Genomic DNA, 15051 nt, shown 5'->3' on the forward strand with positions numbered 1-15051 from the left:
TTTAGTTTATTAGGGGGACAGCATTCAAACCTTTCACCCTTAACCTTTACCCTTTCACCTTCTACATGGCCGGTGCAAATTTTAAACATACCGGATTACCTATATCCAGTTTAAAGCCAGTGGGTGTCAGTTTGCCGGTGGCGTTATCAATTCTGAATACATATATGCTATCGCTGTTTTGATTAGCTACGATCATGAATTTACCGGTTGGGTCAATAGCAAAATCGCGCGGGTTTTTACCAAAAGACGATTGACGCTGAACAAAGGTAAGTTCGCCTGTTTCCTGGTTTATGGAGTAAACAATAATTTCATTGGTCTCCAAACGGTTTGAAACATACAAGAAGCGTCCATCGGGAGATAAATGTATGGCAGCTGCCGCAGTTTGACCTTTAAACCCTTCGGCCAGCAGGCTTACTGTTTGTTTTTGCTTTAGTTTTCCATTATCATAATCAAACACATGAACGTTCGAGCCCATTTCAGTTGCCAGGTATACGTACTTTTTATCCAGCGAAAACTCGAGGTGTCTTGGACCGTCGCCCGGGGTCACACTCACAAACGAAGGAGTCGCCGGCTCAAGAGGTTTATCTTTTGATGCTTTATAACGGAGCACATTTACTTTATCAGTACCCAGGTCATTATATAACAAGTATTTCTCGTCGGGCGAAAGTATAGACATGTGTGCGTGCGCCGCTTCCTGCCGTTCTTTATTAGGGCCGTGACCAGCATCATGCAGGGTTTGGGTAGCTTTACCTATGGAGCCATCCGTACCTAAAGGCAATACAGCTACAGTGCCGCTGCTGTAATTGGCTACAAAAATATTTTTCTGCGCTTTATCAACTGCTATATAGCATGGGTCGGCGCCTTCTGAGGGCTGTTTGTTGATAAGCACCATTTTACCTGTTTTAGGTTCAAATGAAAAAGAACTTACTTCACCTTTGGGCAGTTCATTTACAGCGTAAATAAATTTATTATTACTGCTTAACGTTAAATAGGAAGGATTATCTACCCCATCAATCTCACTTAGGTAAGCCAGGCGGCCATTTTCTGCATAAAAGCGGTAAACCGCAATCCCCTTACTGCTACCTGTGGTATAAGTACCTATGACCAGATCATAGGTTGAAGGACCCTTTTTTTTATTTGATTTATTTTGCGCGTAAATAAACCACGGCGATAACAAAGCGATGATCAGAACAATTTTTTTCATGTGGAATGAAATTGGTTACAGAGCGCAAGTTAATAAAACCAACAAAAAACGCCCTGATAAACAGGGCGTTTTTTTATTTTATTAAATGTTTTAATTGAATGATCTCTTTTTCATCCAGGTAACGCCACCTGCCGCGCGGCAGATCCTTTTTGGTAAGGTTGGCGTAAACCACCCGGTCAAGCTTTACTACCTCATAACCAAGGCTTTCAAATATACGGCGTACAATGCGGTTTTTACCGCTGTGTATCTGTATACCTATTTCTCTTTTTGAACCGCCGGCAACGTATGATACCGAATCAGGTTTTATTAAACCATCTTCCAGCTCAATACCAAAACCTATTTTATTCAAATCGCCCTGGGTTAAGCTTTTGCTCAGCTCCACCTGGTACAACTTGCTAATATTGCTGCGCGGGTGCGATAGCTTATCGGCCAGTTCGCCATCATTGGTCATTAAAAGTAAACCGGTGGTGTTCCTGTCTAAACGGCCTATAGGGTAAATGCGCTCTTTAGTGGCTTTTTCAACCAGATGCATTACGGTACGGCGTTCCTGCGGATCTTCGGTAGTAGTTATATAGTCTTTAGGTTTATTTAACAATACATAAACCATTTTTTCGCGACGCAGGGTTTCGCCATTGTATTTGATCTCATCCCTCATCGGATCGATCTTGGCACCCAACTCATCAACAACTACACCATTAACCATTACTACACCGGCAATAATCAGCTCATCGGCCTTGCGACGTGAGCAAATGCCCGCGTTTGAAATATAACGGTTAAGGCGGATAAGCCCATCATCCTTGGTTTTAGGTTCAGCAGATTTTTTACGGCCGCGTAAAGTTTTAACCGGAGCATCAAGGTCCTTGGTTATTTTATCGTATACTGGTTTGCGTTGTGGTGGCCTTTCGCCCGAATATGGTTTAGCAGCGCCTTCGCGTTTTTTAAATCCACCTTCGGTTGGCCTGTCGCCAAATTTTTTATCGGTTGAGCGTTCTCTTGGTTTTGAACCGGCATCAAATTTACGGTCACCGGTCGATTCAGCACCAAAACTTCTTTTAGGCCTGTCTTCAGAGTTTGATGATGTTCTGGTACGTGGTGATGAGTAAGGTTTCTTTTCGCCGGCAGAGCTGCCTCCGAAACTTCTTTTTGGTCTTTCGTCCTCGCCTGATGATGGTCTGCCTGAGTAAGGTTTCCTGTCGCCGGCAGCCGAACTTGCGCCAAAGCTTCTTTTTGGTCTTTCATCATCGCCGCCGGTTGGCCTGCCTGAGTAAGGCTTGCTGCGTGGCGAAAATGATTTTTTATCACCAGATGAAGCGCCATCCCTGAAGCTGCTTTCGCCGGTTGGGCGTCCTGAATAAGGTCTTGGTCTTGATGATGATTTTTTATCGCCTGATGATGCTCCATCCCTAAAACTGCTTTTAGGTTTGTCATCACTAAACCTGTTGCTTTGAAAAGGTTTGGGTTCTGGCTTTGTGAATTTCTTTTTCTCTCCGTTTGGAGTGGCTTTGCCTTTAGCCGTTGCAGGTCTTTTAGGTTTATCGTCGCCTCTTGAGCTCCGGCCCGCTGTTCTCTTGGGCTTGTCGTCGCGACTACCTGTTGGTCTCTTAAATACCATATTTTTTTGTTTTGCGCTTTCGCAGCGTGAGGGTCAAAGGTACGCTTTTTCGGCAAAATCTGATCAAAAAAATCAAAAATTTTATGCGGTTCAAAAACTGTGTTTAAACAGTTTTAAAGCCAGTTTTTGAACCGAAAACTGCAACTAAAAAAGTTAGCAAAAAGCTAAGTATTTGATTATGTGAATTGTATGACATACCTTTGCAGCACATTTTACCTAAATGTATAGTTAATGATAAAAAAAGAAATGATCAAAAAACACTTACTTACGTGCTCCGTAATGCTGGTGCTGGTTCTCATTTCAAAGCTTAATATTTTCAGCACAACCATAACTGAAAAGGTTGTAAATAATGGAAATATTAGCCATTGGACTTCGAAATTTATTTTTATAAAAAGCAATGCAAATGCATATAGTTTTGCAAACGAAGCCTTACCTGTTAATGACGCCAGGGTTACGCGTAAACTGAAACGATCGCTTTATAAGCACAACTTTAAAACCGTTCAGTCAAACGTTTTACATCGCAAAGCCGAAAAATGGTTCCCTATTATTGAGCCCATTTTAAGACTTTATGGCATTCCCGATGATTTTAAGTACGTCCCGCTGGTTGAATCGGGCCTTTGCGAAGGTACATCACCAAAAGGGGCAAGAGGTCTGTGGCAGTTTATGCCCGGTACCGCGCGTACTTACGGACTAAAAGTGGGCCATGGTGTTGATGAACGTAATAACCTGCGTAAATCAACCATTGCAGCCTGCAAGTATATCAAGGAACTATACGGTGAATTTAATAGCTGGACACTGGCGGCAGCCGCTTATAACAACGGCTCCATTAAGCTTGAACGGGCTATTAACAAACAAAATGAGGATAATTATTTTCGCATGAGCCTGAACCGCGAAACCGGTTCATACATTTACAAGCTTGTGGCAATGAAAGCAATTATCCAGCAACCAAAAAAGTATGGGTATAATAATTATTTTGCTATGACCCAGCCTACACCGTTGCTGAACTTTAATTAATATTGATATTCAGTGTCATAATTAATTAAAGATTACATTACGGAGCACCCCGAGGCCGACTTTCCAGGATGGAAGGTCGGCCTTTTTTAATTATTGAATGACTGAATTAGTGATTTATTGATTTTCTTCTTTCGCTGCCGCGAGCTTCCAGCTCGTGGATAGCATGGCTTCAGCTTTCAGCTGAACTGAAGCCTGAGGCTTTTTTAAGGCAGTTATTGAACTTTAAGCTCGTGGTCGGGGCTATCACTACAGCTGTTCCGAAGAATCAAAGTGGATGAATCACACGATAGTTTTGGCTAAAGCCCATATAAATTTCACTTGTAATCCGTTGGCTAAAGCCAACGGCAATAATATTTAAAGAATGACTTTCAATTCATTGCCGTTCCATTTATGGAACGGATAGAGCAATCTGATATGGGCTTTAGCCAAACCTATAATCCTCAGAACACCTGTGGGGCTATCACCGCACCACTATTTATGTTTCAGGTAATGTATTTCAGCTGGCGGTCGGGGTTATCTCATTTACTGAAGTAGGCCGCTTCCGTTATTCTGGTAGTATCACCTTTGGTAAAATTATACGAATTAAAGAATATTACGAGTTTATCAGTGGTTAATAGTTTAATATCGCCAGTTTGCGAAATTCCTGCAACAGTGTAACTTCCTCCCGGACTACCATAATTAAATTTATAACCCTGTAAATATTAACCCTATGCTGACATGCTTACCATAAAAATCTACACCAATTTCTGTATCTTTGCGTAATTTTTTAGCAATGCTTTTAAAGGCCACTATCTCACAAACAATTTACGTAAGCTTTTAAAACCAAGCCCGTTTACCCGGGTTTAATAAATTTGGTACCGATAATACATGATGAACGAAACTACTGTTGACCTGGGCGAACAAAGCGAAGTTGAAGTTTATGGCGCCAGGGTTCATAACTTAAAAAATATTGACGTTTCTTTTCCGCGCAACCAGCTGGTGGTTATTACCGGCCTAAGCGGCAGCGGAAAATCGTCACTGGCCTTTGATACTATTTATGCCGAAGGGCAGCGCCGTTATATGGAAACATTTTCGGCCTACTCGCGCCAGTTTATGGGCGGCATGGAGCGGCCTGATGTGGATAAAGTATCGGGCTTGAGTCCGGTTATTGCTATTGAACAAAAAACAACCAGCAAAAACCCACGCTCAACCGTAGGAACCATTACCGAGATCTATGATTTTATGCGTTTGCTTTTTGCCCGTACCGGCGATGCCTACTCCTATACTACCGGCGAGAAGATGGAGCGCATGTCTGAAGATCAGATCCTGAAAACCATTACCGAAAAATTCGACGGGCAGCCGGTTAATATCCTGGCCCCGGTGGTGAAAGCCCGTAAAGGTCATTACCGCGAACTTTTTGAGCAAATACGCAAACAAGGCTATCTTAAGGTGTGGATTGACGGCGCTATGGCCGATGTAGAACCCAAAATGCAGGTTGACCGCTACAAGATACACGATATTGATATTGTAGTTGATCGCCTGGTGGTGAGCGAAAAGGATAGCAAACGTTTATATACATCGGTACAGGCTGCCCTTAAAATTGCCAAAGGCATTATCCGGGTGGGCGATAAGGACAATAATGTAGCCTATTACAGTAAATACCTGATGGACCCGGTATCGGGTATATCCTATGATGAGCCTCAGCCTAATACATTCTCCTTTAACTCGCCTTATGGTGCCTGCGAAAAATGTAATGGTTTAGGTTATATTTTTGAGGTTGATGAAGCTTCGGTTATCCCTAATCCAAAACTAAGCATCCTGAACGGCGGCCTTGCCCCCATTGGCGAGTACCGCGAAACCTGGATATTCCAGGTGTTGAAATCGCTGGCCAAAAAATATGAGTTCTCTTTATCCACACCCATAGAAAAACTAACCAGGGAACAACTGGATATCATCCTGAACGGATCGCCGGAAATGATTACCGTTGCCGTGGAGTATAATAAATGGAACGTACAGAGCTACCAGATCACTTTTGATGGCATCATCAGGATGCTGGAAGAGCAACAGGAACGCCGCGGCGACGAAGGTATGGACGATATGGAAAACTATCGTGTGCTTAGAACCTGTCCGGTTTGCGATGGCGCCCGGTTGAAAAAAGAATCATTGCATTTTAAGGTTGATAACAAAAATATATTTGAACTGGCCTGTATGGATATCCGTACCCTGCAGGAATGGTTCACCAACCTGGAGGACAGGCTAACTGAACGCCAGAATGTTATAGCCAAAGAGATATTAAAGGAGATCAGGGCACGTATTGTATTCCTGCTTGATGTTGGCCTGAGCTATTTAACGCTCGACCGTACGGCTAAAACCCTTTCGGGCGGCGAAGCACAACGTATCAGGCTGGCCACGCAAATTGGCTCCCAGTTAATGAACGTTATGTACATACTGGATGAGCCAAGCATCGGCCTGCACCAGCGCGATAATGAGCGTTTAATAAATGCCCTTAAAAACCTGCGCGACCTGGGCAACACCGTATTAGTGGTTGAGCATGATAAAGACATGATACTGGAAGCCGACCATGTAATTGATATGGGCCCGGCCGCAGGTGTACACGGCGGACAGATAGTTGCGCAAGGCACCCCGGCTCAACTCATGAAAGAACATACACTTACCACTTCGTACATTAACGGCGAACGCTCCATAGCTATCCCCGAAAAAAGGAGAGAAGGCAACGGAAAAATATTAAGCCTTAAAAAAGCAACAGGTCACAATCTTAAAAAAGTATCTGTTGATTTTCCGTTGGGTAAATTGATAGGTATTACGGGTGTATCCGGCAGCGGTAAATCAAGCCTGATCACCGAAACATTATACCCTATATTGAACCATCATTTTTTCAGGGCCAAAAAACATCCCTTGCCTTATGAAAAAATTGAAGGACTGGAAAATGTTGATAAGGTAATTGAGATAGATCAAACACCTATTGGCCGTACGCCACGCTCAAATCCGGCTACTTATACCGGGGTGTTTTCAGATATCCGTAACCTCTATGTGGCATTGCCTGAGTCAAGGATCAGGGGATACAAACCAGGTCGCTTTTCGTTCAATGTAAAAGGCGGTCGCTGTGAAACCTGTCAGGGTGCCGGCATGAAGGTGATTGAAATGAACTTTTTACCCGATGTACAAGTACCATGTGAGGAGTGCGGCGGCAGGCGTTACAACCGCGAAACGCTGGAAGTGCGTTATCGCGGCAAATCCATCAGCGATGTATTGGACATGAGCATTGAAGATGCCACGCCATTTTTTGAGCATATCCCGGCCATATACCGTAAGGTAAAAACCCTGAACGATGTTGGTCTGGGTTATATCACTTTGGGTCAGTCGTCAACCACACTATCAGGTGGCGAGGCGCAGCGCGTTAAGCTGGCAACTGAGCTTTCTAAAAAAGATACCGGTAACACTTTTTATATACTGGATGAGCCTACAACCGGCTTGCATTTCGAGGATATCAACGTACTGTTAGGTGTTTTGTATCAATTGGTTGACAAAGGAAACACCGTACTGGTGATTGAACATAACCTGGATGTAATTAAGGTAGTTGACCACGTTATTGATCTGGGCCCCGAAGGTGGTTCAGGTGGTGGCAATATACTGTTTTCAGGCACTCCTGAAGGATTGTGCAAAGTAAAAAATAGCTTTACCGGTCAGTTTTTGAAAAAGGAAATGGGGATCAAGTAAAACAATAAGATTGTCATGCTGAACTTGTTTCAGCATCTCACAAGGCAGGCCAACACTACATATATACTGATGCTTAGCATGTGGAATGCCGAAATAAATTCGGCATAGCTTAAATTCTATACTTCATTTTATTAGCTTTACCTATAAAGCATTCATTAAAATGAAAAAAACCTTCCTATTCCTTTTTGCTGCGGCTACATTAGCGGCCTGTAATCAGCCCAAAACAACAAATTCATCCAAAACAGATAGTAAAGAGCTTGCCAAAGTATTTGATAATTACTTTGAGGAGTCATTAAAACTATACCCGCTTAATGCCACTTATATTGGCGATAACCGCTACAATGACCAGCTTCCTAATGATGGTTCGGCAGAGTTTTTAGCAAAAGCCAAAACTTTTTATACCAACTACCTCGATCAGGTTAAACACTTTAACCGCGAGGACCTGAGTGAGGCTGATCAGCTTTCGTATGATATTTTTATCTACGAGACACAACTGGCCATTGATGGTTTCAAAAATCATTTTGAATACATGCCTTTTAACCAATTTTATGCTTTGCCTCTCACTATGGGGCAGTTAGGTTCGGGTTCAGGTGCGCAGCCATTTAAAACCGTTAAGGATTATAACGACTGGCTTAAACGCGTGTCGGCATTTTCTATTTGGGCCGATACTGTCATCAGCAATTTTAACAAAGGCATTAAAACAGGCGTGGTTTTACCTAAGGCACTGGTTGTAAAAGCCATCCCTGAATTAGAGGATTTGGTAGTTGCGGACCCAACCAAGAGTTTATTTTATGGCCCTATAACTAATTTACCGAAAGATTTTTCGGATGCTGATAAAAAGCAGTTAACTGAAGCTTATAAAAAAGCCATATCCACCGTTATAAGTCCTACTTACAAAAAACTGGCAGACTATCTAAAAACCGAATACCTTGCCCATGCACGTACCACATCGGGCTATTCATCGCTGCCTGATGGCGCTGCCAAATATGCCTACCTCGTAAAACAACAAACCACAACCGATAAAACATCCGAAGAAATTTATCAGATAGGCTTAAAAGAAGTAAGCCGCATTCGCGGCATCATGGATAGCATTAAAACCAGGGTTGGCTTTAAAGGCGATCTGAAAGCGTTTTTTGAATACATGAAAACCGACCCCAAGTTTACGCCCTATAAAACTCCAAAAGAGGTTTTGGATGCTTTTGAGAGCATCCACAAACGCATGGAGCCCAACCTGAAAAAGATGTTTAACCATGTGCCAAAAACGCCTTTCGAGATCAGGCAAACCGAGGCATTCCGTGCAGCATCAGCAAGTGCCGAATACAATCAAGGTTCGGCTGATGGCAGCAGGCCGGGTATATTTTATGTGCCGATACTTGATGCCACTAAATTTAACATTACATCGGGCATGGAGTCATTATTCCTGCATGAAGCTATTCCAGGTCACCATTACCAAATTTCCTTAACGCAGGAAAACACGTCCTTGCCAAAATTCCGCAGGTTTGATGGTAACGAGAATGCTTATGTAGAAGGTTGGGCTTTATACTGTGAATCATTGGGTAAGGAACTGGGCTTATATACCGACCCATATCAATATATGGGCGCCCTGGGCGATGAGATACACCGCGCTATCCGTTTGGTGGTTGATGTGGCTATCCATACCAAAGGCATGACCCGCGAACAGGCCATTAAATACATGATGGATAACGAGGCCATAAGCGAACAAGGTGCCACTGCCGAAATTGAGCGTTATATGGCCATCCCAGGCCAGGCATTAGGCTATAAAATGGGCGCCCTTAAAATACGGGAGCTTCGCACCAAATACGAAAAGCAACTGGGCGGCAAGTTTGATTTGGCAGAGTTCCACAACCAGGTTTTAAAAGACGGTGCCATGCCGCTTGCCGTATTTGAAGGAAAAATGGACGCCTGGGCTGCAAAACAGTAAATAAAACAAAGGCTGCCATCATCCTTGAAATAGACAGGCTTACGAAGTTTTAAAAACTTCGTAAGCCTTTTTACTACAATCCACGGCATTTTGTCGGTAATTACCCGCTCAATTGTCGTATTGCCCCCCTATCAATTTGCGTTACAACACCGATTTTTGTATTGTCAATCAAACTGTGCATAAAAAGGGATATTCAGATGGCAAATATCAATTCTTACCTAACCTTTAATGGCAATTGCCTGGAGGCAATGACCTTTTATAAAGAATGCCTCGGCGGCGAACTGATCATTCAAACAGTTGGCGAATTAGGGCTACCGATTACCGAACCCATGCCGCCATGTATGGAAAAATGCATCGTACATTCCACGCTTATTAATGGTTCTATTGTGCTTGCCGCCTCTGACATGGTACCAGAAACGGGTTTGATAAAAGGAAATTCAGTTTCGCTGTTATTGAACTGCAACAGCGAAGAAGAAGCAAGAACCATTTACGCTAAGCTATCAACAGATGGTGAAGCAACACATCCGCTTGAAGACACTTTTTGGGGCGCCATATTTGGCGATCTTACCGATAAATTTGGGACCCATTGGCTCATCAATTTCGAAAATGCATATTAACAGCCTAAACTACACTCAACCTTACCGGTCTTATATTTAGCCTTTTATGATGATAAATATAAGAACCTGCTATCAAAATATACCCGATCAGGATTGGAGATACCTGTAGCAGTGAGTCGCCTACGGCAAGGCCCGAAAATATAGCCCCCGTAAGGTCAAAAACAAATCCGGCGTAAACCCACTCCTTAACTCTTGGGTAGCCAGGAATTAATATGGCTATTACCCCCAGTAATTTAACAGCCCCCATAAAGGGTGATAAATAAGCCGGATAACCCAAATGCTTAAACACGGCAAGTGCCTCGGACGTGGATAGCAGATCAAGAATAGCGCCGGGCCCCATAAAAGCCAATAAAAGGCCAGTGAATACCCAGTAGGTAATGTTGATTTTTTTGGTAGACATGCAATTGCTTTTTTAGATAGTATTACGATTGATTAAGACATATCTCGTTTTCATGAGCTACGCTCAAAGAACTCTTTGTCTTATTATTACGAATACTCCATGGAAAATGTGACAGTGATATAGTAAATTTTCCATATTTGGCCATATTAACAAGCAATACGCTGAATAATATGACCAATAAACCAAATATTTGCAATCCTGAAATATCTTCATGGGCAAACAAAATACCTAACACCACCGCGATAACCGGGTTTACATAAGAGTGTGTGCTAACCTGTGTGGCCGGGCGTACTTTTAACAGCCATACATAGGCACTAAAGGCGGCTATAGAACCAAACAGGATAAGATAGCCAATGGCAAACCAGGCCTGTGCAGGCACCTGGCTAAAATGAAATGACTTAAATTCATGATTAAACATGCTGGCAGGTATAAATGCCAGGCCCGAAATGATCATTTGCCATGAGGTGTTTACACGGGCCGGTGCATCACTTCCTCTTTTTTTAGAATATAGCGAGCCGGCAGACCATGCGATTGGTCCTGCAAACAGCAAAAGCAAACCATTTAGTTGCGCATGACTGATAGCACCCACAAGCGACTTGCTTATCGCTTCGCCAAATAATAATACCACCCCCGCAAAACCAAACAAGAGGCCGGCAATAGTTGTTTTGCTTTTAAGGTTTACCTTCCAGTTTACCCTATCCAATATTACAAACCAAATTGGATTGGCGGATACCATAATGGCTACCATAGCGCTGGGTAAAGTGCGCTCTGCCCATATTACTATCCCGGTGGCAACAAAAAGCATGAGCAAACCACTAATGCCTGAAGTAATGATATCTTTTTTAACCCATAATTTATCGCCTTTGATGCTGCACCATATAAGCAATAATATGCCTGCGGTAAAAAAGCGCAGGGCTCCCAACAGCATAGGTGGAAAGTCATGTATGGCCATCTGAATAAAAAAGTAGGTTGAACCCCATACCACATATACAATAGCAAATGCGATAACTACGAAAAGGGTTGATGGTTTATTTGATGATGATGAAGTTTCCATGTTGTTTAATTTTTTACAGGTACAGAAGTAGGTTTATTTTTTTCGGCGATAAAGAATATTAACAGCTTTGCGGGTTTATCCGGGCTGCTATTCTTGGTTACCGCATGCAGGCCGTTGGGCTTTTCATAAAATGAATCGCCCGGTTTGTAATGGTATGTTTTACCCTCAAATGTTGATTCCAGTTCACCTTCCAGCAAATAACCGAAGGTTGGGAATGGGTGCCTGTGAGCTGCCGATACACTTGAAGGTGGAAAAGTTACCACCAGCATTTGCACTTCTTTATTGCTGATGCCGGGTTGATTCAGCAAGGTCTTAAGCAGGTAGGTTTCTGTTATTTTATCCTTTGTATTCATGTGATCATGATCCTGCGCATGTAATACACCCTGGTGTGATAAAAAAAGGATCAAAATGCTTATAACTAATATTTTCATTTTATTTGTGGTTTAAAATTGCTTCGGCGCTGTTCATATTCTGATAAGCACTCAATTGTTTGTTAATTTTTATGTGTGAGAGCCAGGAGTCGGTACTCCATGCATAAGATGGTAATGTAGCCAGTAAAAAGCTTGCAGCGCTCAGGGTAAAAACCGAATAGCCCAGCGGCGATTCGATACCAAATGATATGGCCATAGCTATTGCAAAACAAAGACCCAAAATTCCGCTGCCTATGGCGGCTACGCGGGTAAACAAGCCAATCAGGATCAAAAAACCAAAAACAGCTTCGCCAATAGTGGCCAGGGTTGCAAAAGCAGGGATCAGTGATGCCGGCAAAAAACTCATTACCTGACGGGCATAAGCTACAAAATGAGCCCAATCGCCCCAGCCTACATGTGGTTTACCGTTGGCTCCCAATACCCCTAAACGATCAGCAACTTCCCATAAATAAGCAGAGCCGATGGCTATACGGAGATACAGGGAGGGCAGTTTAAAACTTTGAATGAGTTGCATAATGGTAAGGATTTAATAAATAATACCTAAAGGTAAGCACGAATTGGACCATACAGCTGGTCCACAAATAACAAACAAGATGGTCCACTGTCTTTGATTTATCAAATCAATTGGCCTATATTTATATGAAAGAAATTACCAATCAAATAGACCAGTATGCTACTGACAGAAAACCTCATAAACATTGATAAATCGGTTCAAACACCGGTATACCTTCAAATAGCTAATGGGATAATAAACCACATTAGGCAGGGGAAACTAAAACCCGGCTCTGCCTTACCCGGCAGCCGAGTACTCGCCAAAAAATTAGCGATACACCGCCAAACGGTAGTTGCGGCTTATGATGAATTGTATGCGCAAAGCTGGGTTGAAGTTTACCCCCGAAGAGGCATTTTTGTAGCTAAAAACCTGCCTGATATCACCCCACGCCCTTTATTGGAAACCGTCGAGAAAAGCGGCATGGCATCGAAAACCCATTTTGATGTTGATGACAATAAGATCCCGTATCCGCTGCAGTTTAAACCGGCCAACAACACTCACCTTGTTTTTAATGAAGGTTTTCCTGATACCCGCCTGGCCCCGGTTGAGCTCATAGTGCGCGAATACCGCCGTTTTGCCAACTATCATTTTACATCCAAATATCTGATGTACGGTCCGGAGCATGGTTCAGAAAACCTGCGGATAGAACTTGCCGGTTTCCTGAGCGAAACCCGCGGCCTGCAGGTTAACCCAAACCATGTGCTGATTACCAAGGGTGCGCAAATGGCCTTGTACCTTACCGCACAGATCCTGCTTTCAAAAGGCGATACGGCGATAGCTGCCGACCCGGGATATCCCGAAGCAAATAATGTTTTTGAACAGGCAGGCGCTCAGGTGGCGCTGGTGCCTGTTGATGAATGCGGTATCGACCTGGACGCGGTAGAGGCTATCTGTAAAAAGAAAAAGGTAAAGTTGGTATATGTAATTCCACATCATCATCGCCCCACTACGGTAACGTTAAGCGCCGAACGGCGCATGCGGCTGCTGGAACTTGCCCACCAATACCGCTTCGCTATTATTGAGGACGATTACGATTATGATTTCCACTATTCCAGCGGCCCTATATTGCCTTTAGCCAGCGCCGACTATTACGGTAGTATAGTGTATATCGGGTCGTTCGGTAAAACCATTGCGCCGGGTATCCGCATAGGCTTTATGGTGGCGCCGCCCAACCTCATTGATCAGGCCACAAGGCTGCGCAGGCTTATTGACAGACAGGGCGAATTACTTTTGGAAGAAGCCATGGCCAACCTGTTAAAAAATGGCGATATCAGCCGTCACCTGAAAAAAGCAAATAAAGTGTACCATGAAAGGCGCGATATATTTTGCAGCCTGCTTCAGGAGCAGCTTGCCGGATATATCAGCTTTAAAATTCCGGATGGTGGCTTTGCGGTTTGGATAAACTATTTAAATGGTATCAAAGCCGATGAGGTAGCCCAAAAAGCGGCAGCCAACGGCCTTACTATGAGTGATGGTAAAAGCTATTTTCAAGACAAAACCCAACCATTACATTATGCACGGCTGGGTTTCGCGTCCATGAACCCTAAAGAACTGGAAACTGCTGTTGATATATTAGCTGCCTCTATTAAAAAGCTGTATTAATAATTAACGTAATCCTCGGTAAAACTGCCATCGGCATACAGATCAAGGAGACCATAGCCCGGGGCGGTTTCCCTTCTGTTGCCTTCCCACCAGGCACCGCTCACAGCACCATTGCATATATAGGTAACATGGTTATAAACTACTTTGTCGCGCAGGTGAATATGGCCGCTCAAGCATAGTTTAACATTTGGGTGCTGATAAAACAGGCTGATTATTTTGGCATTATCGGTATGCATATCGCCACCCAGCATTACCCATTTGTTAACCGTATTATCCTCAATTAAATTGGTAGCTGTCAAAATAGGGATATGCGTCATGACCAGTACCGGCATAGCAGGATCGGTAGTTTTCAATTCCTGTTCGAGCCAGGCAAATTGTTCCTCGCCTAATTTACCTATATACCAGGTATTGTCAATATCTAAATGAACACTATCCAGGATGATGAATTTCCATCCACTTTTAGTAAAACTATAGTATGGTTTAACCAGCCCTAACTGGTCCATGGAATATTTTTTCCCATATATGGCTTGCCCTTTATCATTCTCGTTCCACCAAATGTCATGATTACCCAAACAGTAATGGACCGGCAAGCTACACTCTGCTTTCATGGTCGATTTAGTAAGCTGCCATTGATCATTAATGGTACTTAGGTTTTCTTTATTCATATCAAACACCGCATCACCGCCATTTAATATCAGGTCGACCTTTGGGGTTTGTTGCTGTACATGGTGCAGGCACTTTACGAATCGGGCCGGAGCATCAAATTTATTTTTAAGATGTATATCAGTTAAATGAGCCACCCTTAAACCCGGTTGTTTTTTTGTTGAGGTATTAGCAAAACTCAGAGAGGGGACCAAAAGCAATCCCCCAATGTTTTTCAGCGCCGATCTTCTTTGCATAATTTT

The 15051-nt window shown here is 43.2% G+C and carries 12 protein-coding genes; 5 read left to right on the forward strand and 7 right to left on the reverse strand.

Annotated features, from left to right (window positions below; genetic code table 11):
• Nucleotides 1-61: 61 nt before the first annotated feature.
• Together M2273_RS17095 and M2273_RS17100 are read right to left on the reverse strand one after the other, a co-directional pair.
• Nucleotides 62-1204 (reverse strand): lactonase family protein, encoded by a 1143-nt coding sequence (locus tag M2273_RS17095; RefSeq protein ID WP_429398967.1) that lies wholly within the window; start codon nt 1202-1204, stop codon nt 62-64.
• A 73-nt stretch (nt 1205-1277) separates the two neighbouring features.
• Nucleotides 1278-2816, reverse strand: a complete 1539-nt coding sequence (locus M2273_RS17100) for a pseudouridine synthase (protein ID WP_429398968.1) — start codon at nt 2814-2816, stop codon at nt 1278-1280.
• A gap of 231 nt (nt 2817-3047) precedes the next feature.
• Here M2273_RS17100 and M2273_RS17105 point away from each other — a divergent pair, with 231 nt between their 5' ends.
• From M2273_RS17105 to M2273_RS17120, 4 genes are all read left to right on the forward strand, one after another.
• Complete coding sequence (locus tag M2273_RS17105) at nt 3048-3830, forward strand: lytic transglycosylase domain-containing protein (protein WP_429398969.1); 783 nt, start codon at nt 3048-3050, stop codon at nt 3828-3830.
• Nucleotides 3831-4700: 870 nt separating this feature from the next.
• A complete protein-coding gene (gene uvrA / locus M2273_RS17110; protein WP_429399231.1) occupies nt 4701-7547 on the forward strand; it encodes an excinuclease ABC subunit UvrA in 2847 nt (948 codons plus the stop codon).
• A 160-nt stretch (nt 7548-7707) separates the two neighbouring features.
• Nucleotides 7708-9489 carry a DUF885 domain-containing protein gene (locus M2273_RS17115; RefSeq protein ID WP_429398970.1) on the forward strand — a complete coding sequence of 594 codons (1782 nt, stop codon included), beginning with the start codon at nt 7708-7710 and terminating at the stop codon, nt 9487-9489.
• A 197-nt stretch (nt 9490-9686) separates the two neighbouring features.
• Nucleotides 9687-10106, forward strand: a complete 420-nt coding sequence (locus tag M2273_RS17120) for a VOC family protein (protein WP_429398971.1) — start codon at nt 9687-9689, stop codon at nt 10104-10106.
• A gap of 4 nt (nt 10107-10110) precedes the next feature.
• Here M2273_RS17120 and M2273_RS17125 read toward each other — a convergent pair whose 3' ends face one another.
• From M2273_RS17125 to M2273_RS17140, 4 genes are read right to left on the reverse strand one after another with little or no spacing between them, the layout of a single operon-like run.
• Nucleotides 10111-10506: a DoxX family protein gene (locus M2273_RS17125; RefSeq protein WP_429398972.1), complete on the reverse strand. Its 396-nt coding sequence runs from the start codon at nt 10504-10506 to the stop codon at nt 10111-10113.
• A 22-nt stretch (nt 10507-10528) separates the two neighbouring features.
• The gene (locus M2273_RS17130) at nt 10529-11560 is read right to left on the reverse strand and encodes an EamA family transporter (RefSeq protein ID WP_429398973.1); all 1032 of its coding nucleotides are present in this window, start codon (nt 11558-11560) and stop codon (nt 10529-10531) included.
• 5 nt (nt 11561-11565) lie between these two features.
• Nucleotides 11566-11991, reverse strand: a complete 426-nt coding sequence (locus tag M2273_RS17135; protein ID WP_429398974.1) for a cupin domain-containing protein — start codon at nt 11989-11991, stop codon at nt 11566-11568.
• A 1-nt stretch (nt 11992) separates the two neighbouring features.
• Complete coding sequence (locus tag M2273_RS17140) at nt 11993-12505, reverse strand: TQO small subunit DoxD (protein ID WP_429398975.1); 513 nt, start codon at nt 12503-12505, stop codon at nt 11993-11995.
• Between the two features lie 156 nt (nt 12506-12661).
• Here M2273_RS17140 and M2273_RS17145 point away from each other — a divergent pair, with 156 nt between their 5' ends.
• Nucleotides 12662-14146 (forward strand): PLP-dependent aminotransferase family protein, encoded by a 1485-nt coding sequence (locus M2273_RS17145; RefSeq protein ID WP_429398976.1) that lies wholly within the window; start codon nt 12662-12664, stop codon nt 14144-14146.
• Here the strand turns inward: M2273_RS17145 and M2273_RS17150 are convergent.
• Nucleotides 14143-15045, reverse strand: coding sequence for a metallophosphoesterase family protein (locus M2273_RS17150; RefSeq protein ID WP_429398977.1), 903 nt, complete (start codon nt 15043-15045; stop codon nt 14143-14145). The two genes, M2273_RS17145 and M2273_RS17150, sit on opposite strands and share 4 nt — an antisense overlap.
• Nucleotides 15046-15051: the final 6 nt, after the last annotated feature.

It is taken from the genome of Mucilaginibacter lappiensis (genome assembly GCF_050433765.1).
Classification (GTDB): Bacteria; Bacteroidota; Bacteroidia; order Sphingobacteriales; family Sphingobacteriaceae; genus Mucilaginibacter; species Mucilaginibacter lappiensis_A.

Bases quoted from the DNA above. Each gene is read 5' to 3' on its own strand.
- M2273_RS17095 (WP_429398967.1), bottom strand. From the start codon at position 1,204: ATGAAAAAAATTGTTCTGATCATCGCTTTGTTATCGCCGTGGTTTATT.
- M2273_RS17100 (WP_429398968.1), bottom strand. From the start codon at position 2,816: ATGGTATTTAAGAGACCAACAGGTAGTCGCGACGACAAGCCCAAGAGA.
- M2273_RS17105 (WP_429398969.1), top strand. From the start codon at position 3,048: ATGATAAAAAAAGAAATGATCAAAAAACACTTACTTACGTGCTCCGTA.
- uvrA (WP_429399231.1), top strand. From the start codon at position 4,701: ATGAACGAAACTACTGTTGACCTGGGCGAACAAAGCGAAGTTGAAGTT.
- M2273_RS17115 (WP_429398970.1), top strand. From the start codon at position 7,708: ATGAAAAAAACCTTCCTATTCCTTTTTGCTGCGGCTACATTAGCGGCC.
- M2273_RS17120 (WP_429398971.1), top strand. From the start codon at position 9,687: ATGGCAAATATCAATTCTTACCTAACCTTTAATGGCAATTGCCTGGAG.
- M2273_RS17125 (WP_429398972.1), bottom strand. From the start codon at position 10,506: ATGTCTACCAAAAAAATCAACATTACCTACTGGGTATTCACTGGCCTT.
- M2273_RS17130 (WP_429398973.1), bottom strand. From the start codon at position 11,560: ATGGAAACTTCATCATCATCAAATAAACCATCAACCCTTTTCGTAGTT.
- M2273_RS17135 (WP_429398974.1), bottom strand. From the start codon at position 11,991: ATGAAAATATTAGTTATAAGCATTTTGATCCTTTTTTTATCACACCAG.
- M2273_RS17140 (WP_429398975.1), bottom strand. From the start codon at position 12,505: ATGCAACTCATTCAAAGTTTTAAACTGCCCTCCCTGTATCTCCGTATA.
- M2273_RS17145 (WP_429398976.1), top strand. From the start codon at position 12,662: ATGCTACTGACAGAAAACCTCATAAACATTGATAAATCGGTTCAAACA.
- M2273_RS17150 (WP_429398977.1), bottom strand. From the start codon at position 15,045: ATGCAAAGAAGATCGGCGCTGAAAAACATTGGGGGATTGCTTTTGGTC.